The organism is Actinacidiphila paucisporea, assembly GCF_900142575.1.
Classification (GTDB): domain Bacteria; phylum Actinomycetota; class Actinomycetes; order Streptomycetales; family Streptomycetaceae; genus Actinacidiphila; species Actinacidiphila paucisporea.
Window position 1 is genome coordinate 114,831 of the sequence record NZ_FRBI01000021.1, and the last position, 17,597, is coordinate 132,427.

21 protein-coding genes and 1 pseudogene are annotated in these 17,597 nt (G+C 71.6%); 12 read left to right on the forward strand and 10 right to left on the reverse strand.

Annotated features, from left to right (window positions below; translation table 11 throughout):
- Window positions 1–213: 213 nt before the first annotated feature.
- Window positions 214–1,257, reverse strand: coding sequence for a COG1361 family protein (locus tag BUE44_RS26315; RefSeq protein ID WP_073501476.1), 1,044 nt, complete (start codon window positions 1,255–1,257; stop codon window positions 214–216).
- A gap of 384 nt (window positions 1,258–1,641) precedes the next feature.
- Here BUE44_RS26315 and BUE44_RS26320 point away from each other — a divergent pair, with 384 nt between their 5' ends.
- The 3 genes from BUE44_RS26320 to BUE44_RS38015 all read left to right on the forward strand — a co-directional run bounded on the left by BUE44_RS26320 (window position 1,642) and on the right by BUE44_RS38015 (window position 3,060).
- Window positions 1,642–2,205, forward strand: a complete 564-nt coding sequence (locus BUE44_RS26320; protein WP_073501477.1) for a TetR/AcrR family transcriptional regulator — start codon at window positions 1,642–1,644, stop codon at window positions 2,203–2,205.
- Between the two features lie 69 nt (window positions 2,206–2,274).
- The gene (locus BUE44_RS38010; RefSeq protein WP_200804524.1) at window positions 2,275–2,577 is read left to right on the forward strand and encodes an SDR family NAD(P)-dependent oxidoreductase; all 303 of its coding nucleotides are present in this window, start codon (window positions 2,275–2,277) and stop codon (window positions 2,575–2,577) included.
- A 15-nt stretch (window positions 2,578–2,592) separates the two neighbouring features.
- A complete protein-coding gene (locus BUE44_RS38015) occupies window positions 2,593–3,060 on the forward strand; it encodes a Rossmann-fold NAD(P)-binding domain-containing protein (RefSeq protein WP_200804525.1) in 468 nt (155 codons plus the stop codon).
- A 149-nt stretch (window positions 3,061–3,209) separates the two neighbouring features.
- Here BUE44_RS38015 and BUE44_RS26330 read toward each other — a convergent pair whose 3' ends face one another.
- The 3 genes from BUE44_RS26330 to BUE44_RS26335 are packed head-to-tail and all read right to left on the reverse strand — an operon-like array spanning window position 3,210 to window position 5,023.
- Window positions 3,210–3,740, reverse strand: a complete 531-nt coding sequence (locus tag BUE44_RS26330; protein WP_073501478.1) for a pyridoxamine 5'-phosphate oxidase family protein — start codon at window positions 3,738–3,740, stop codon at window positions 3,210–3,212.
- Window positions 3,725–3,859, reverse strand: coding sequence for a hypothetical protein (locus BUE44_RS39375; RefSeq protein ID WP_265737182.1), 135 nt, complete (start codon window positions 3,857–3,859; stop codon window positions 3,725–3,727). Before BUE44_RS39375 ends, BUE44_RS26330 begins: the two co-directional genes overlap by 16 nt.
- A 60-nt stretch (window positions 3,860–3,919) precedes the next feature.
- On the reverse strand, window positions 3,920–5,023 hold the full coding sequence (locus BUE44_RS26335; RefSeq protein ID WP_073501479.1) for a hypothetical protein: 1,104 nt from the start codon (window positions 5,021–5,023) through the stop codon (window positions 3,920–3,922).
- Between the two features lie 311 nt (window positions 5,024–5,334).
- Between BUE44_RS26335 and BUE44_RS39380 the strand changes: the two are divergent.
- A pseudogene (locus BUE44_RS39380) lies at window positions 5,335–5,571 on the forward strand (AfsR/SARP family transcriptional regulator); the annotation flags it as partial.
- Between the two features lie 110 nt (window positions 5,572–5,681).
- The gene (locus BUE44_RS26345; protein ID WP_235002466.1) at window positions 5,682–7,391 is read left to right on the forward strand and encodes a BTAD domain-containing putative transcriptional regulator; all 1,710 of its coding nucleotides are present in this window, start codon (window positions 5,682–5,684) and stop codon (window positions 7,389–7,391) included.
- Here the strand turns inward: BUE44_RS26345 and BUE44_RS37180 are convergent.
- On the reverse strand, window positions 7,346–7,693 hold the full coding sequence (locus BUE44_RS37180) for a hypothetical protein (protein WP_143172586.1): 348 nt from the start codon (window positions 7,691–7,693) through the stop codon (window positions 7,346–7,348). The genes BUE44_RS26345 and BUE44_RS37180 overlap by 46 nt on opposite strands.
- Window positions 7,694–7,696: 3 nt before the next feature.
- Here BUE44_RS37180 and BUE44_RS26350 point away from each other — a divergent pair, with 3 nt between their 5' ends.
- Entirely contained in the window at window positions 7,697–8,287 is a 591-nt protein-coding gene (locus BUE44_RS26350) for a tetratricopeptide repeat protein (RefSeq protein ID WP_073501481.1), read from the forward strand.
- 125 nt (window positions 8,288–8,412) lie between these two features.
- Window positions 8,413–8,823 (forward strand): hypothetical protein, encoded by a 411-nt coding sequence (locus tag BUE44_RS26355; RefSeq protein ID WP_073501482.1) that lies wholly within the window; start codon window positions 8,413–8,415, stop codon window positions 8,821–8,823.
- 147 nt (window positions 8,824–8,970) lie between these two features.
- Here the strand turns inward: BUE44_RS26355 and BUE44_RS26360 are convergent, their stop codons facing one another.
- Window positions 8,971–10,245: an MFS transporter gene (locus BUE44_RS26360; RefSeq protein WP_073501505.1), complete on the reverse strand. Its 1,275-nt coding sequence runs from the start codon at window positions 10,243–10,245 to the stop codon at window positions 8,971–8,973.
- Window positions 10,246–10,262: 17 nt separating this feature from the next.
- Complete coding sequence (locus tag BUE44_RS26365) at window positions 10,263–10,799, reverse strand: ArsR/SmtB family transcription factor (RefSeq protein WP_073501483.1); 537 nt, start codon at window positions 10,797–10,799, stop codon at window positions 10,263–10,265.
- Window positions 10,800–11,140: 341 nt separating this feature from the next.
- Between BUE44_RS26365 and ctaD the strand changes: the two genes are divergently transcribed.
- The 3 genes from ctaD to BUE44_RS26380 all read left to right on the forward strand — a co-directional run bounded on the left by ctaD (window position 11,141) and on the right by BUE44_RS26380 (window position 15,034).
- The gene (ctaD, locus tag BUE44_RS26370) at window positions 11,141–12,871 is read left to right on the forward strand and encodes an aa3-type cytochrome oxidase subunit I (RefSeq protein ID WP_073501484.1); all 1,731 of its coding nucleotides are present in this window, start codon (window positions 11,141–11,143) and stop codon (window positions 12,869–12,871) included.
- Window positions 12,872–12,897: 26 nt separating this feature from the next.
- Window positions 12,898–13,239, forward strand: coding sequence for a hypothetical protein (locus BUE44_RS26375; RefSeq protein WP_073501485.1), 342 nt, complete (start codon window positions 12,898–12,900; stop codon window positions 13,237–13,239).
- 304 nt (window positions 13,240–13,543) lie between these two features.
- Complete coding sequence (locus tag BUE44_RS26380) at window positions 13,544–15,034, forward strand: glycoside hydrolase family 6 protein (protein ID WP_200804526.1); 1,491 nt, start codon at window positions 13,544–13,546, stop codon at window positions 15,032–15,034.
- Window positions 15,035–15,139: 105 nt separating this feature from the next.
- Here BUE44_RS26380 and BUE44_RS26385 read toward each other — a convergent pair whose 3' ends face one another.
- Window positions 15,140–15,505, reverse strand: coding sequence for an STAS domain-containing protein (locus BUE44_RS26385; RefSeq protein WP_073501486.1), 366 nt, complete (start codon window positions 15,503–15,505; stop codon window positions 15,140–15,142).
- A gap of 309 nt (window positions 15,506–15,814) precedes the next feature.
- Between BUE44_RS26385 and BUE44_RS26390 the strand changes: the two genes are divergently transcribed.
- A complete protein-coding gene (locus tag BUE44_RS26390; protein ID WP_143172587.1) occupies window positions 15,815–16,102 on the forward strand; it encodes a hypothetical protein in 288 nt (95 codons plus the stop codon).
- Window positions 16,103–16,211: 109 nt separating this feature from the next.
- Here the strand turns inward: BUE44_RS26390 and BUE44_RS26395 are convergent, their stop codons facing one another.
- Both BUE44_RS26395 and BUE44_RS26400 read right to left on the reverse strand, forming a co-directional pair.
- Window positions 16,212–16,382 (reverse strand): DUF5670 family protein, encoded by a 171-nt coding sequence (locus BUE44_RS26395; protein WP_031516930.1) that lies wholly within the window; start codon window positions 16,380–16,382, stop codon window positions 16,212–16,214.
- Window positions 16,383–16,487: 105 nt separating this feature from the next.
- Window positions 16,488–16,850: an STAS domain-containing protein gene (locus BUE44_RS26400; protein WP_079190101.1), complete on the reverse strand. Its 363-nt coding sequence runs from the start codon at window positions 16,848–16,850 to the stop codon at window positions 16,488–16,490.
- 204 nt (window positions 16,851–17,054) lie between these two features.
- On the opposite strand from BUE44_RS26400, the gene BUE44_RS26405 reads away from it, so the two are divergent.
- On the forward strand, window positions 17,055–17,597 hold a 543-nt coding region (locus BUE44_RS26405), incomplete at its 3' end, for a sigma-70 family RNA polymerase sigma factor (RefSeq protein ID WP_143172588.1).

Below are 17,597 nucleotides of genomic sequence, written 5' to 3' on the forward strand. Positions count from 1 at the left end.
AGCCGTGCCAGCCGGCGAACGAACCGCCGGGGCTGGTCTCGTAGTTGCGGGCCACCGCACCGTTGGTCTGGGCGATGAGGACGTCGAGGCGCCCGGCGGGAGATCGCGCCGTTGGACTGCGCGACGAAGGTGTCGAGCCGTCCGTCGGCGTTGTGCCACCGCGGGTGTGCCCGATCCGTCGGCGAAGGCGTCGGCGACCGGCCTGGCGGCGGGTCAGGAGCGGCGGAGGCGGCGGGTGAGGACGAGGATGCCGCCCAGGAGGACGGACGCCGAGGCCGCCAGGATCAGTGGCCTGACGCCGTCGCCCGCGCCGGTGTCCGCCAGTTCGCTACCGTCGGGCGAGGTTCCCGACGTACCCGAGGTAGCGGCCGTACCGGCGGTCGCGGATGCCGAACTCGTCGCACTCGCTGTCGGCTTCGGGGTGCTCGTCGCGTCGGCGGGCAGGATGCGTATCGTCCGCAGGGGCGTGTTGTCCTCTGGGGTGGGGTCGTCGCTGGACGGGAATTGGGGGTAGCCGGCCTGGATGTGGAAGGTCTTGCCCGCGGACTGGGGGCCGAAGCCCCAGACGAAGGGGATCTCGGCGGACTGGCCCGGCTCCAGCGGACCTGTCGAGCATTCGAACTCCCACGGGTCGGCGCCGCACTCCGGCTGGAGGTTGGCGCTCTCGCCCACACCGTCGACGTTGTCGTAGGTGACGACGAAGCTCAGGGAGGCGACGCCCGGGCCGTGGTTGGTGACCACCAGGGGCGTGGAGACGTTGTCCGTGCCCGCGTGGACGGTGGTCGGGCCCTCCCAGCGCAGACTCAGGTCGGGTCCGGACTTGACCAGGAGCGTCCGCGTGACGGTGTCGTTCGCTGGGTTCGGGTCGTCGACGTCCGGCGCGTGCACCGTCGCGGAGTACGTCAGGGTGGTGCCGTCCGGCACGCTCTTGTCCACCTTGAGCCGGAACTGGCCGCCGCCGATGTAGTCCGACGACATCGGGCAGTGCACGGTGTGCCGGTCGGCCGACGGGGTGCAGTCGTCGGGGTAGTCCATCGCCTTCTCGAAGGTGACGCCGTCGGGCAGGTCGACGGTCAGCTCGCCCTTGCCGTCGTAGGTGCCGACGTCCTTCCGGTCCACCGGGGTCACGCTGGCGTCGATGTCGAAGGTGTTGCCGGGAGCCACCTGCCCGGTCTCGCCCAGGAACACCGTCAGGTCGACGCCCGTCCCCTGCGCGGTGGCCCGCCCCGCGGCCCCCACCAGTGTCAGCCCCACCACTGCGGCCACCGCAACCCAGGCCGCCGCTTTCGCCCGCCACCCCGGCGCTTCGCCGCTCCCCGGCCCTACGCGCGTCCTCATGATCCCGCCCCGCCCCTCCGCACCAGATGGACGACACCGCGGAGACATCCCGGTGTCCTGCCGGCAAAGACCGCCCGCGGGCCCTAAGGGTTGTAACGCCGCCTGGATCGCGAGGCGTTGATCGGGAGCCGTGTTGCGAGCGTTATCAGGCGTGACTCCGTGGACATGTGAGGACGCGCGCTGCTGGACGCGGCCACCGAAGCTCAAGCGGGGGGCTGCGTGGATACCTCCCGCGGTGTACGGCGAGGGAAGAGTGACCCCCCTATATTTGACTGACCGATCACTCTCCTACAAGTTGTCCTCATGCCCAGACCGAGGAGCGACGACAAGCGCGCGGCGATCATGGCCGCCGCCACGCGGATCATCGCTGCTCAGGGGCTGGGGGCGGCGACGGCGGCGATCGCGAAGGAGGCCGGCGTCTCGAACGGGTCACTGTTCACCTACTTCGACACCAAAGCGGATCTGCTGAACCAGCTTTACCTGGAGCTGAAGGGCGAGATGGGGGCGGCAGCACTCGGCGGCCTGCCCGCAGCTGATGCGAAGATCCAGATGCTGCACATGTGGTCACGATGGATGGACTGGGCAACGGCCAATCCCCTGAAGCGCCGCACTCTGGCCCAGCTCCAGGTCTCCGACGAGATCACGGCGTCCACCCATGAGTCCGCAAACCGGACCATGACGGGCATCGGAGAGATCCTGGAGCGCAGCCGGGCGAACGGCCCGATGCGCGATGCCCCGGCGGCTTTGGTGTTCACGCTTGCCAATGCCCTGGCCGAGGCCACCATCGACTACATCATCGGCGACCCGGACCGCGCCGACGAGCACAAGCAGTCCGGTTTCGACGCATTCTGGCGCGTGATCGGCTGACCCGGGTCCACTTCCTCGCACTTATGCACAGCAGGTAATGACTGACTAGTCAGACAGCTGAGGAGCGCCATGCCCGACAAGGTCTACGTCATCACCGGCCCGACCTCCGGCTTCGGCCGCCGCACCGCCCTCGAACTGGCCGAGCATGGCACCGTCGTGCTGGTCGGGCGCAACGCCGCCAAGCTCGACGACGTGCGCAGCAGCATCGAAGGCAGAGGCGGAAAGGCTGTGTCCGTCCTCTGCGACCTCTCGGACCTGACGAGCGTGCGACGCGCCGTCGCTCAGATCACCGAGCTCGGCCTTCCGATCACTGGGGTGCTCAACAACGCCGGGATCTTCCCCAACCGTCCCGGCACGAACGCCCTCGGCTAGCGCAAGGCCGCCACGATGTCCGGTTTCCGCGGCGCCCGGTACATCTCCGCCGAGGCGAGCACCCGTGGCGATTGGAAGCCCGGCGGCTCGAAACTGCCCGGTGGAGACGCCTACGCCACGTCCAAGCAGTGCAACCTGGCGACGGTGCTCGCTTTCGCCCGCGAAACACCCCGACTGCGGTTCAACGCCATCGAGCCCGGCTTCGCTCCCGGCACGGATCTCGGCCGTGACGCCGGCCTGTTCCTGCGTCTGCTGTCGAAGTACGTGCTCTCGCCACTGGCCCCGCTCATCAAGTACCGGACCAACCCGGGCACCGCTGCTCGCATGATCACCCGGATACTCACCGACGAATCGGACACCACCGGCGTCTACTACGACGAGAAAGGACGACCCATGCGAGGTTCCGCACAGGTGCACGACCCGGCGTTCAACGCGCGGGTAGTCGCCGAGACCCGCGCACTACTGGGGACAGTGCACGTCTGAGGAAGGACTTCGGGTTGCCCCCGGGCAACCGGACTCGGGCCACCGCTCGGATGGCGTCGAAACCGACCTCACCGCCTGGGGCCCCCGACCTGGCCGAACAGGGCGCAGCCACATGTTTGTCCGGCCTCGGCGAGAACCCCGCGGCGGCGTCAGGCCTGCTGCCCTCGGGCGTCGAAATCGGCTGCGGTGCTGCCGCCGGGGAAGCGGGTGCGGAAGTCCAGGACGCCGACCCAGGTCGGGCGTACGGCGATGCGCGCCATACGCACCCCGGGGTGGTCGACGGACGCGACCTGGGCGTCGCCCGCCTCGTCGCTTCCGGCGTAGCGGCGGAGCGCCGACCGGTAGTCGGGCGCGATGCCCTCGACGTCGGTGACCTCGGCCCGGCCGCGGACCAGCAGCGCCTGCGGCGGGGTGGCTGCCGCGTCGACGGTGATCGCCACGTCGGGCCGGGCGCGCAACGCCGCGATCTTCCGGGCCGGGTGGAAGGTGGACAACACCACCTCCTCGCCGGTCCAGTGGAAGAGCATCGGGAAGACCCGGGGCGTGCCGTCGGCGGCGACGTAGGCCACCCGCGCCAGTTCCTTCGACGCCAGCAGGTGCTGGGCGACATCGCTGTGCAGCAGCCGGATGTCCCCCTGCGGCAGCGCGGCGATCTCCTCGCGGGTCAGCGGGTGCTCCATGGCAGGCTCCTTGCCTCCTCGACCGCGTGGTTCGCGGCCTTCCTGCCTGGGCGTCGAACGGGCAGGCCGCCGATCGACATGTCGGCGTCGGCGTCGGCGTCGGCGTAGGCGTTGGGCAACGAGCAGGCGGCCTGCCCGGAGCAGTTGCTCCGGGCAGGCCGCCGTGTTCGGATGCGGGATCAGGCGGCGGCGAAGGCCGCCTGCGCGGGGACGTTCGCCGGGCCGGAGACCGTCCACGGGGACCCCGGCGTGGGGCCGTGCACATGGCCGGGGCGTCCGTTGCCGCAGAAGAAGTCGTAGTCGCCGTCGCTCGCGGCGCTGACCGCCGAGGACGATCCGGGCGCGGCGAAGGCCGCGTCGGTGAGCGCGGTGGTGCGCTGCCAGGCTCCCGCCGTGGTCAGCGTCACGGCCGTGAGCGCGCCGTCGCTTGCCACGTAGCCGATCGCCACCGAGGAGGTGCCGGCGGCGGCGGACAGTTGGGCGCCGTCCGGGACGTTCGCCGGGCCGGTGAGGTTCGGCCGCGGTGCCTCGCTGAGACCGTGGCCCTCAACCGGATGGGCCACGTAGACCCGGCCGTCGCGTCCGGCGAAGAAGAGCGTCAGCACGCCGCGTGCTGTTCCGGCGCCCTCGGTGGAGACGACGGCGACGCCGCCGCCCGGTGCGGCCGTTCCCGACTCGGTGAGCTGCTGGTCGGTGGGCACGCCGGCCCTGTCCCGCCACCGCGCCCACACCGCGCCGGTGTTGTCCACGAAGAAGATTCCGCTGCCGCCGTCCGCAAGCCCGGCGGAGCCCAGGCTGCCGCCGGCGTGCTTCGGGGACTCGGGCACCAGCACCACCGATACGGGGGGCGAGCAGGGGTTGGCGATCTCCATCCCGTACCTCGAACCGAAGTGCGCGAGGGGGAAGTCGGAGGTCACGAGCATCCGTCCGTCCGACATCGTCGCGGTGATCGGCGCCCCGCCCGGCGCGAAGCCGGGGGCGGTGAGAGCCACCGGTTCCCGTAGCGACGCGCAAGCCTCCCGTACCGACCCGTCGAGGCCGACGAAGAACGCGTTCGTGGTGCCGTCCGGCAGCCGGGCGGCCGCCACTCCCGCCCCCGGCGGTGCGAGCCCCGCCGGGCCCGTCCTGGCGGCGGCGCTCCACGTGCCGTCCGCCGCGTGGCCGTAGCTCCACAGGCCCCCGTCGTCACCGATGTAGTACGCGCTCGCCTGGGCCGGCACCGTGGCGGCCTGCGCCACCGGTGCGGCCAGGCCGACGGCGGCCGATGCGAAGGCCGCCGCCACTACCCCTCCCGTTCTCAGTGCGCGCCGCCCGGCTCTGCGCCACCCCGTAACGAACTCCCCGATCCCCACCCTGATCCTCCACACTTCCCAGAACCTGCACTTGGGGGCATCCTGACAACACGCTCTGGACGGCGTCTGGATGCCGGGCGCCGGGCGGCGCGCGGTGGCCGGCGGGGGCGGCACGTGCACCGGTGGCAGTCGGCGGGGGGCGCCGCTGCGGGGCGACACGGGGGGTTGCGGTGACGCAAGGGGACGCCGGCGGCGCGCAAAGCGAACTGTCGGTACGGCTGTTGGGGCCGCTGCGGGCCTTCGTGGGCGAGCGGGAGCTGGCGCTGGGGCCGCCGTTGCAACGCGCGATCTTCGCCGTGCTGGCGGTCCGCCGCAACCAGGTCGTCTACAGCTCGGAGCTGATCGACGCGGTGTGGGGCGAGGAACTGCCCGGGCGGCCGGACGGCGGGGTGCACACGTACGTGGCCGGGCTGCGGCGGGCGCTGGAGCCGGTACGTGCGCCGCGTTCCCCCGGCCGCTACGTGGAGTCGCACCCGTCCGGCTACCGGCTGCGCCTGCTGGGGGAGGCCACCGACCTGGCCAGCTTCGAACGGCTGCGGGACCAGGGCCGCGTGCGCGTAAGGCCGGGCACACGGCGGCGGCGGAGCGGCTGCTCACCGAGGCGCTCGACCTGTTCGACGGGACCGTGCTCGGTGGTGTCCCGGGGCCGTTCGCCGAGTCGCAACGCTCCTGGCTCGACGAGCAGCGGCTGTCGCTCGCCGAGGACCGGATCGACATCCTGCTGGCCCGGAACCGGTGCGACGACGCGATCGGCGGCGCACGGCTGCTGACCGGCGCGCAACCGCTACGCGAACGCCCCTGGGCGCAACTGATGCTGGCGCTGTACCGCGACGGGCGGCAGTCCGAGGCGCTGGCGGCGTACGGGCAGGCACGCGCCGCCTCCACAGAAGTCCTGGGACTCGACCCGGGTCCGCTGCTGGCCGGGTTACGGCAGCGCATCGTGGTGGCGGATCCGGGGCTGCTGGCGGACACGGCGGATGCCCCGCAGCCGGCGGAGCCCTACGGCGGGTGGGAGGAGGCCGAGGCGGGGCGCCGGCGGGTCAATCTGCCCCGCGACTGCTACCACTTCGTGGGACGGGCCCACGAGGTGGACCGGATCGTGGCCGCCGCCGGATACGGGGTGTGCGCGATCGACGGGATGGCGGGGGTGGGCAAGTCCGCGCTGGCCGTGCACGTGGCCGGGCTGCTGGAGCAGCGGTATCCCGATGTGCGGCTGCACATCGATCTGCACGGGCACACCCCGGGGCAGCGGCCGGTGGCCGCCGCGGCGGCCCTGGAGAAACTGCTGCTCGCGGTGGGCGTGCCGGGCGACCGGATCCCGGCCGCGACCGACGACCGGGCAGCCGCCTGGCGGGCCCATCTGGACGGGCGCCGCGCCCTGCTGGTGCTGGACAACGCCGTCGACGCGGGCCAGGTACGCCCGTTGCTGCCGGGCTCCGCCTCCTCGCTGGTGCTCATCACCTCGCGCCGCCGGCTGTCGGGGCTGGACGCGGGCGAGTCGCTGAGCCTGGGTGTGCTGCCGTACTCCGACGCGCTGGGGCTCTTCGCCGCGGTGGCGGGGGAGTCCAGGGCCGCGCGAGAACCGGCCGCGGCCGGCGAGGTCGTACGGGCCTGCGGCCTGCTGCCGCTGGCCGTGCAGATCGCCGCGGCCCGCCTCAGGCACCGCCCGGCGTGGAGCGTGGCGCACTTACGGGACCGGCTGGCCGACGAGGACCGCAGGCTGGACGAGTTGACCGCGCAGGAACGCAGTGTCGCGGTGGCCTTCTCCCTCTCGTACCACTCGCTGGACGCCGAACGGCAGTGGATGTTCCGGCTGTTGGGCTTCTTCCCGGGCGCGGAGATCGGACTCTCCGCCGCGGCGGCGCTGTACGGGGAGGTAGCGGCCGCGCCGGGGCCCGTATCGGCGGCGCCCGGCGGATCGGCGCCGGACGCGGCCGCGTCCGGGCTCGTACCGGCGGCGCCCGACCACGCGCTTCCCGGCCGCCCGGCCCTCGGCGCACCGGCTTCCACGGCGACGGACCCCGGCCGCCCGGGGCCCCGCGCCGCCGCGATCAGGGCCGCGCCCACCGGCCCGGCCGACCTCGCACACGCCGACCGCCTGCTGCAGGACCTCGTGGACTGCCAGTTGCTGGACGAGCCACGGCCCGGGCGCTACCGGCTGCACGATCTGCTGAGCGTGTACGCGGCGCGTGAGTGCGAGCGGACCGACGGCGAGCCAGAACGCCGGTCGGCGCTCGGGCGGTTGCTGGACTTCTACCTGGCCACGGTGGACGGCGCGGAGGAACTCCTGCGCCCGTAGCGGCTGGACGGGCGGACGCGGCCGGTCCGGCGGCCGGTGAGCGGTTCGCGGACCGGACGGCGGCGCTGGCCTGGCTGGACGGTGAACGCGGCACGTTCGCACCGCTGATCCGCGCCGCCGCGCAAGGCGATCACCACCGGCACGCCTGGCAACTCGCCCGCTGCCTGTGGGGCTTCTTCGAGTCCCGCGGCCACTGGGCGGATTGGATCGCCTGCCACGAACTGGCCCTGCCCAGCGCCCGCCTGCTCGGTGACCGGCTCGCGCAGGCCCGGCTGCTGGTCGGCCTCGGCGTCGCCGAACACGACATGCGGCGGTACGAGACGGCGGTCGGCCACTACCGGTCCGCGCTCGCCCTGATGCGTGAGACCGGCTTCCGCAGCGGCGAGGCCGGCGTGCTGACCAATCTGGGCAACACCTTCCGCCGGATGGGCCGTTTGCCGGAGTCCATCGACTGCCAGGAGCGGTCGCTGGAGACCTGCCGGGCGATCGGCGACCGGGCGGGGGAGGGCATCGCGCTGGCCAATCTCGGCGAGCTGTACCGCGACGCCGGGCTGCTCGCCGACAGCGTCACCGCGCAGGAACAGGCACTGGCGATGTTCCACCAGTGGGGCGAGCGGCGCCTGGAGGGCAGCGTGCTGGACGGCCTGGCCCGCACCTACCTGGCGCTGGGCGACAGCGAGCAGGCACTCGCGTACGGCAGCCAGGCGCTGGTGTGCCGCCGCGGGTCGGGCGACCGGTCGGGCGAGGCGGAGACGCTGGACTGCCTCGGCGACATCCAACTGCGCGGCGGACGCCCGGAGTCGGCCGGCGCCTACTGGCGTCAGGCACTGGTCATCGCGGAGGAGCTGGGTGCTCCGGCGGCGGAGGAGATACGCGCGCGGCTCGCGTCGCTGTGAGGGCGGACGCGTGCGGGGCACGACCGGGGCGCGCAGCCTCAGCGGAGGCGTGCAGAGACCCTCCAGAGCACGTCCAGAAAGGCGACGCACGCTGAGGGCAGCCAACGAACACAAGGGAGCCCACCATGGAACAGCCCACCTCAACACCCCGTCGCCTTTCCCGGATCCGCCGCTCGCCCGTCCTGCGCACCGCCGCCCTGGCCGGTGCTCTGGCCGCGCTCGTCGCCACGGCCGGCGTCACCACGGCGGCTTCCGCGGCCCCGGCTGGCGGCGCCACCAAGCACGCCCCGAAGGCGGCCCAGCCGCTGCACGCGATCGCGCCGACATTGCTGGGCGGGCCGGTGAGTGTGCCGCCGGGCGGCCACGGGAGCGCGTTCGTGGTCTGCCCTGGTGTGCTGCCGTCAGGTGGCGGCGGCAAGACCAGCGGGTACGACATGTTCTTCACCGACTCGTACGCCGATGGGCTCATCTGGTACGTGCGAGCGACGAACACCGGTACGACGACGCAGACCCTCACGGCCTTCGCGGTCTGCTAGAGGACCGCGGTCTGCTGGAGGACGTCGTCCAGCCGACAGCTGCGGTCCTCGCGATGCCCGGGGCGTGAACGACGGGCCGGCCGCCGCGGATGCTCATCCCGCGGAGGGCGGCCCGGCCCTTCTTCGCATGCCGTCGAGCGGCAGGCGTCACAACAGCTCGGGTGCACTCTCCCGGACGGGATCGGCGGATGCCGGCTGATCAGGACCGCCGGCCGGGGCGGCGGCACGCAGCGCCGCTTCGACCCGGCGGTTGCCGGTCATGGATGCCGTGACGGCCGTCATCGCCAGGAGGAGGACGGCGGCGGCGTAGAGCGGGGTGCGGATGTCGTAGGTGGTGGCCAGCCAGCCGCCGAGGAAGGCCCCGACGGGGGCGGCGCACATGGCCAGCATGCGGGAGGTGGAGGCGACCCGGCCCATGAGGTGGGGCGGCACGATCGCCTGCCGCAGGGACGGCCCGATCACCATCGTGGCGCCCATACCGGCCCCGCAGACGGCGAGCGCCAGCCCGGCCGCGTAAGGGTTCGGGGAAGCGGCGAGGCCCAGGATGGCAAGCCCCTCGACGGCAGCTGTGCAGGTCAGCGCGGTGCCGGTGCCGAGCCGTCGGCCGAGGGAGGAGGCGACGCCTGCGCCGAGCAGACCGCCGGTGGCCTCCGCCGTGAGGAGCAGGCCGAAGCCGTAGGTGTCGATGCCGAGGCGTTCGCGCGCGAAGAGGGCGAGCACGGTCTCCACGGCGAGGAAGGCGACGTTCCCGACCGCCGGGCGCAGCGCGAGCCCGAGCAGCAACCGGTCCCGGAAGACGTACGAGGCCCCGGCCCGCGCCTGCTGAAGCAGCGACTCGCGGGCCTCCGGCACGGGCCGGGGCATGGCGGGCAGCGACCGTACGAGCATTGCGGAGAGCGCGAACGAGACCGCGTCGGCGAGCAGCGGGACCGCCCGCCCGAGGGCGAGCAGGGCACTGCCCGCAGGCGGACCGGCGAAGCCGGACGCGGCGGTCTGGGCGCCGCGCAGGCGGGAGTTGGCGCGTTCCAGGAGCGCGGGGTCGCGGCCGAGCAGGTCCGGCAGGTAGGCCGTGGCGGCCGTGTCGAAGAAGAGCCCGCCGAGGCCGAGGACGAAGGCGACGGCGGCGAGCAGCGGAATGCTCAGCACGTCGAGCGCGGCCGCCGCCGCCGGTATCGCGAGCAGCACCGCACGCGCCGCGTCCATGACCCACATCGTGCGCCGGCGGTCCCAGCGGTCCACCAGCGCACCGCCGAGCACCCCGAAGAGCAGCCACGGCAGAGTTCCGGCGGCCGTGACGACGGCGAGCGCCATCGGGTCGCGCGTCAACGTCAAGGCGATCAGCGGCAGCGCGGCATGCGACACCCCGTCACCGAGCGAGGACACCGTCTGCGCCGTCCACAGCCGTCCGAACCCGGTCGGCAACTTCTGCATCCCTGTGGTCACTTGGAGCCCTCCTCGGCCTGCTCGCGCGGTGCGGGGTGGAAGAGTGCGAAGACGAGTGACGCGTCCGGCAGCGACGGGTCGGACAGCTCCCGGTACTCATCCGCCAGCGCCTGCAGCCGCGCTCCCAGCTGCGCGAACTGCTCCTCGGTGAGCCGCAGATGCGCCATCCGCACGTGCCGCTCGTCCACCCGCGACGCCTCCAGGTCCGCCACCGCATGGCGCATCAGCACATCCGGGCCGCCCTCGCCCGGATCCGGCAGCGCGATCGCCCGCGCGGCCATCGCGTAATACCGCTCGGTGACACCCCGGACCTTCCGCGTCCGTACCACCTTCACCAGGCCGGCCCGCTCCAACAGCCGTACGTGGTAGCTGGAGCTGCCCTTCGCAAGGCCCACCCGCTCGGCGATCTGCGTGATCGTCGCGGGCTCGAAGCGGAGCACGGCCATGATCCGGTGGCGCGTGAGGTTGGAGACGGCGCGCAGCTGCTCGTCAGTGGTGACGTGAAACGTCTCGGGAAGATCGTCGGTAGGCATGCGAGCAATGGTCAACGATTCTTGACCATTGCGCAAGGGGTGCCCGCAGGAACCTCCGGGACCGGACCTGGGCGCAGGTCGCCGCCCGCACAGGGGCTCTGGCAGGGCGCGCCGCGCCCGCGGGGCGCGGCCCACGCGGGTCACCGGGCTCGTGGCCGGAAGGAGCGGCCGCGGTACCCGAGCCCACGCCCCGGCGTCACACAAGCGGATTTCCGCCGTGGCGCTCGGGAATACACAGTCCCTCTATCGGCTGAAACGGCGGCGTGCCTGCGGCGGGAACGGGCGTGGCGCCGAGAGCCTGCTCGCATGCTGACAATCTTTGTGCCGAGGCGGAGCGGAACGTGACGAACAGCTCCACCGAAAGCCGCGCCGACCTCGAAGACACCTATGCGGACGAAGTACCGGCCAAGCGCAAGCGGCCGGGCAGTCTGATCGTCTATTGGGCGGGAAGCACCGATCATAAGACGATCGGCACGATGTACCTGACGACATCGTTCGCCTTCTTCCTCGTCGCCGGCGTCATGGCACTGCTCATGCGCGCCGAACTCGCGCGCCCCGGAACCCAGTTCCTGTCGAACGAGCAGTACAACCAGGCCTTCACGATGCACGGCACCGCGATGCTGCTGATGTTCGCGACACCGCTGTTCGCCGGTTTCACCAACTGGATCATGCCGCTGCAGATCGGCGCGCCCGACGTCGCCTTTCCGCGGCTGAACATGTTCGCCTACTGGCTCTACCTGTTCGGCTCGCTGATCGCGATCGGCGGCTTCGTCACCCCGCAGGGCGCCGCCGACTTCGGCTGGTTCGCCTACTCGCCCCTGTCCAGCGCGGTCAACTCGCCCGGTGTCGGCGGGGACATGTGGGTGATGGGTCTGGCGCTGTCCGGCTTCGGCACCATTCTCGGTGCCGTCAATTTCACCACCACGATCATCTGCATGCGCGCACCCGGCATGACGATGTTCCGCATGCCGATTTTCGTGTGGAACGTCCTTCTGACATCCGTCCTGGTGCTGCTCGCCTTCCCCGTGCTGGCGGGGGCGCTGCTGGCGCTGGAAGCCGACCGCAAATTCGGCGCGCACGTCTTCGACGCCGCGAACGGCGGACCACTGCTGTGGCAGCACCTCTTCTGGTTCTTCGGCCACCCGGAGGTGTACATCATCGCCCTGCCGTTCTTCGGCATCGTCACCGAGATCATCCCGGTCTTCAGCCGCAAGCCGGTCTTCGGCTACATCGGCCTGGTCGCGGCGACCATCTCCATCGCGGGCCTTTCCGTGACGGTGTGGGCGCACCACATGTACGTGACCGGCGGTGTGCTGCTGCCGTTCTTCTCCTTCATGACCTTCCTGATCGCGGTGCCGACAGGCGTGAAGTTCTTCAACTGGATCGGCACCATGTGGAACGGGTCGCTGAGTTTCGAGACCCCGATGCTCTGGGCGGTCGGATTCCTGATCACCTTCGCCTTCGGCGGTCTGACCGGTGTGATCCTGGCGGCGCCGCCGCTGGACTTCCACGTGTCCGACTCGTATTTCGTCGTGGCGCACTTCCACTACGTGGTCTTCGGCACCGTCGTCTTCGCGATGTTCGCCGGATTCCACTTCTGGTGGCCGAAGATGACCGGCAAGATGCTCGACGAACGGCTCGGGAAGATCACCTTCTGGACCCTCTTCATCGGCTTCCACGGCACCTTCCTCGTCCAGCACTGGCTGGGCGCCGAGGGCATGCCGCGCCGGTACGCCGACTACCTGGCCGCGGACGGCTTCACGACGCTGAACACCGTCTCGACCATCAGTTCGTTCCTGCTCGGCCTGTCGATTCTTCCGTTCCTCTACAACGTGTGGAAGACCGCGAAGTACGGCAAGAAGGTCGAGGTGGACGACCCGTGGGGCTTCGGCCGCTCGCTGGAGTGGGCGACCTCCTGCCCGCCGCCGCGGCACAACTTCACCTCGCTGCCGCGTATCCGCTCCGAATCCCCGGCGTTCGACCTGCACCACCCGGATATCTCCACCCTCGATGAGGCGACGAACCGGTACGACAGGTCGGTCACCATCACTCCGGGCGACAGGAAGCCCTAGGTGCACGGGCGAGTCGAGGACCGGCGATGAAGGAACACGACGACTGCGAGCGCGGGCTGGAGCAGATGGCCGGCTATCTCCTGTGGAACGCAGAGATCGAGGAGGCCCGCCGGCGGGCGGCCGCCTTCACCTCGCGCTTGTCATGGCTGACGACCGCGCAGCGGGAGAACGTCGAGAGCGTCTACGTGGCGGATCGGGTGGAGGCGTCGCGCGCCATGCTCATCCGCAACCGGGACCGGGCCGTCGAACTGCGCGGCGAGTACCGCCAGCGGTACGAGGAACTGAGGAAGCGGTGTGTGGCAGTGGCCTTCGGCGGCGTCGCCGTCGCCGCCGGCCTGGCCGCGGCCGTCGTCCTCTTCTGCCGCTGACCGTGGAGCCCGAGGCCCGGGCTCCACGGCGCCGCCGCGGTCCGCTGTCACCTCGCCGGTCTCCTCGGCCGCCCCCCGGCGGCGCTTTCCCACAGCACTCCGGACGGGGGGCGCGAGGGCGGGGCGGACGGGCCTGAAATGGGAGCGCTCCCACAAAGTCCGAAATCGATGCCGCACAGGGATTACGCAGCTCCGCCGTGCTGGCTAGGCTCAAGCCCGGTTGTGCGGGAGCGCTCCCACGGCGCCACCGCATCCGGCCCTCGCCCCGAGGGCACTCTCCCCCACGAGAGCACGGAGGACGACTGTGACACCCCCCATAGGCATCCCGCGCCCCGCCCAGGCGGCCGAGGCCCCCGCGCGCGGGTCGCGGCTGCGCAAGGCCGTGGCGCTCGGTCTGGCCACAGGGCTCGCCGCCGCCGGTATCGCACTGAGCACCGAGATGACCGCGGGCGCCGCGCCGCAGGGCAGCCTCCCCACCGGCACCCAGCTCTACAAGGACCCCAACTCCCAGGTCGCCCGCTGGGTCGCCGCCAATCCCGGCGACTCCCGCCAGCCGGTCATCTCGCGGCGGATCGCCTCCCAGTCGCAGGCGATCTGGTTCGCCAACTACAACCCCTCCACCGTCACCAACGACGTCAGGGCGGTCACCACCCCTGCGGCAGCGGCCGGACAGGTGCCGGTTCTTGCCGTGTACGAGATCCCCAACCGCGACTGCGGGGGCGCCTCCGCCGGTGGCGCGCCGGACCTGTCGTCATACGACGCCTGGGTGCGCAACTTCGCCGCCGGGCTGGGCAGCGGGAAGTCGATCATCATCCTGGAGCCGGACTCCATCTCCCTGACGACCTGCCTGTCCGCGCAGCAGCAGGCCGACCGCTTTGCCTCGCTCTCCCGCGCGGCCGCCGCCATCCACGCCGCCTCGCCCAGCGCCAAGGTCTACCTGGACGGCGGCCACTCGGCTTGGAACAGCCCCTCGGAGCAGGCCAACCGGCTGCGCAGCGCCGGCATCCTGACCAACGCCGACGGTCTGTTCACCAACGTCTCCAACTTCAACACCACCTCGAACGAGGTCAACTTCGCCAAGAACGTGCTGGCCGCGCTGGGCAATCCGGGCAACCTGCACGCCGTGGTGGACACCAGCCGCAACGGCAACGGCCCGGCCTCCGGCGGGGCGTGGTGCGACCCGTCCGGCCGGGCGATCGGCGCCTACCCCACGACCAACACCGGTGACCCGGCGATCGACGCCTTCCTCTGGGTGAAGCCGCCGGGTGAGGCGGACGGCTGCGCCGGCGCCGCGGGCACCTTCCTGCCGGACGTGGCCTACGCACTGGCCTCCGCCGGAGCGTCGGACCCGACCCCGCCGACGACCCCGCCGACCACGCCGCCCACCACGCCGCCCACCACGCCGACGACCACGCCGCCCACGACCCCGCCCACCACGCCGCCGACGACTCCGCCGACCACCACCCCGCCCGCGGGCGCGGCCTGCTCGGTGACCTACAAGGTCGCCAGCTCCTGGGCGGGCGGCTTCACCGTGGACGTGACCGTGCGCAACACCGGCAGCAGCGCCGTCAACGGCTGGTCGCTCAAGTGGACCTTCCCCGCCGACCAGAAGATCACCAACGCGTGGAACGCCAAGACCACCCAGTCCGGCGCGGCTGTGACGGCCACCGACCTGGGCTACAACGGGACCGTCCCGGCGGGCGGCTCCACCGGCTTCGGGTTCCAGGGAACGGGCACCGGCACCGCCTCGCCCACCGCCTTCACCCTCAACGGTGCCGCCTGCACCATCTCCTGACGCCTACCCGCTTCCCTCGCGGCGGCCGGCCCGGAAGCATCCGGGCCGGCCGCCGCGGCCTCAGGCCGGCCGCACGCGCGCCGGGTGCCGGCGGCGGCCGGTGGATCACTGGCGCTTGCCGACGTCCTCGTAGGCCGCCACGGCGTCGGCGACGCTGCCGTGGACCGCGAAGACGACATCGATGCCGGTGAGAGTCAGCAGGCGGCCGATCTGGGCCGGCGGGGCGGCCAGCGCGAGCCAGCCCCCCGCTTCCAGCACGCGCCGCCGCAGGCGCAGCAGGGCGTTGAAGCCGGTGGAGTCGCAGAAGGTGACGCCCGACAGATCCAGGATCAGGTCGGGATGGCCGCCGAGCAGGGCCGTGGCGCCCACGTACGCCTCCGCGGCAGTCGTGAGGTCCAATTCCCCCTTCAGCGCCGCCACCGTGAGGCGTCCACGCTGCTCCACCACACTCACTTTCAGGTCTTCCCCCACGTCTCGCGCTCCCTTCGCGTCGACCACGAACTCTGCGTGCTGCCGGCGTGCTGGCCGGCGGCACCGACCAGAGCGTTCCGCGCGGAGCGGGACAGGCATGGCCGTATACGATCACCTACCCCGAACCGTCGGGCGCAGCCCCGCCAGTCACCGCACGGCCGGCGTCCGCGCGGTCCGGCGGGGACGCCCGCAGCCGGGCGCCGCGCGGCGGAGGTTCGAACATCCGCCCAAGCGGCGGGCCGGGGAGGCCCGGACGTTTCACCTGCACGGTCGGGGGCAAACGGGCCATGGATTTTCGGGGAGGATTCCATGGATATGTTCGATGACGAGGCGGGCAGCCCCCCGACGGAGCAGTTGCCCATCGTCGACTACAACCACCTTTCCGGGCGGACCGCCGAGAGTCACTTCCCGAGTCTCGGCCCGGACGAACTGGCGGATCTACTCCGCTACGAGCGGGCGCACCGCAACCGGCTGCCGATCATCCGCTCCCTGACCGCTCGCCTGCGGCGGCTGCGCCACGAGCAGGACGAGGAGACGTCCCGCACCGGCGGCTACGGACCGCCGCTCGTGGTCAGCCGGCCGGACGACGCCGACTGATGTGCGGCGCTCCTGCTGCCGTGTCCCGGTTACCGGTAGGGCGGTCGAGCAGAGCGCGAAAAGGGGTGCCCCCCTCTGATCGGGGCACCCCTGATGCGGTTTATCGGTGCTACCAGCGATACCAGCGGCCCCGGCCGCCGCTGGAGTGGGTGCCGCGCATGACGAATCCCAGCAACCACAGGACAAGCACGACGACGGCGATCCACCACAGAAGGTGGAGTGCGAATCCCGCACCGAAAAGGAGCAGTGCGAGCAGAAGAACAACGAGCAACGGTCCCATGATTATCAACCTCCGAGGGGCCGTATGCCCCTGGCTCGGGGACTCATGCGAAAAGGCGTACGCCTGGTTTCGCCTCGGTATCCCGGCGGCGCCACGGGGCTCGCGTCACAGTTGCCTGAGGTGCTCGGCTGCGACCGTCGGGAACAGGACGAGCGCGCCGGTGATCTCCAGCAGATGGCGGACGCTGGTGCTCGGCGCGCGCAGCTGGACGCTTCCGCCCCTTTCCAGGGCGCTGAGGCGGGTCTGCAGGAGCACGGTGAGGAAGGTCGAGTCGGCGAAGCTCACACCGGCCAGGTCGAAGACCACGTGCGGGTGGTGGGCCAGCGCGCGGTCCACCGCTTCCTGGATGTGCCCGATGCCGTCCAGGTCGGCCTCACCGCGCACGGTGATCACACTCGGTGAGCCCAGAGCGCACTCCACCGACAGCTGTGGGCCGCTCGGCGGGGCGGCGGAAGAGGAAGTGTTCATGATCGCTCCGGAATCGAACTGTCGTCGGTTAAGCCTGACACAGAGGCGATGCCCGGCGGGGGTATCGGCGGTAAAGATCACATCGCCCCGGGCGGGTGGACGGCGCCGCACGGCCTGTCCGGCCGGATGGACCGCCCGTGATGTGTACGGCTGGAGATGCCGGGTAGACGGCGACAGACATACCCGACGGCGTGAGGCGACCACATGGCGATGACCACGCACGACTCAGGAACCACCACTGCACTGGCGCAGACCGGCAGGCGAGTTCCGACCGTGGGTGAGTTGCCCTTTGTGCAGGACCCCCGCAAGGTCGCCCCGCGGGACGCCAAGTCGCTGTCGAAGCTGTTCTTCGACCGGCTGCAGACCGTGGAAGAGGGCACCCGCGAGTACAGCTACGCCCGGAACACGCTGATCGAGATGAACATGTCCCTGGTGCACTTCTCCGCGCGGCGGTTCCGCAGCCGCGGTCCGGAGGAGTGGGAGGACATCCTGCAGGTCGGCACGATCGGGCTGATCAAGGCGATCGACCGGTTCGACCTGTCGCGCGAGGTGGAGTTCACCACCTTCGCGGTGCCGTACATCGTGGGGGAGATGAAGCGGTTCTTCCGCGACACCTCCTGGGCGGTGCATGTGCCGCGCCGCCTGCAGGAGTTGCGGGTGGAGCTGGCCAAGGCCCGCGACCACCTGACGGCCGTGCTGGACGCGCCGCCGAGCGTGGCGGAACTGGCCGCGTACCTGGAGATCACC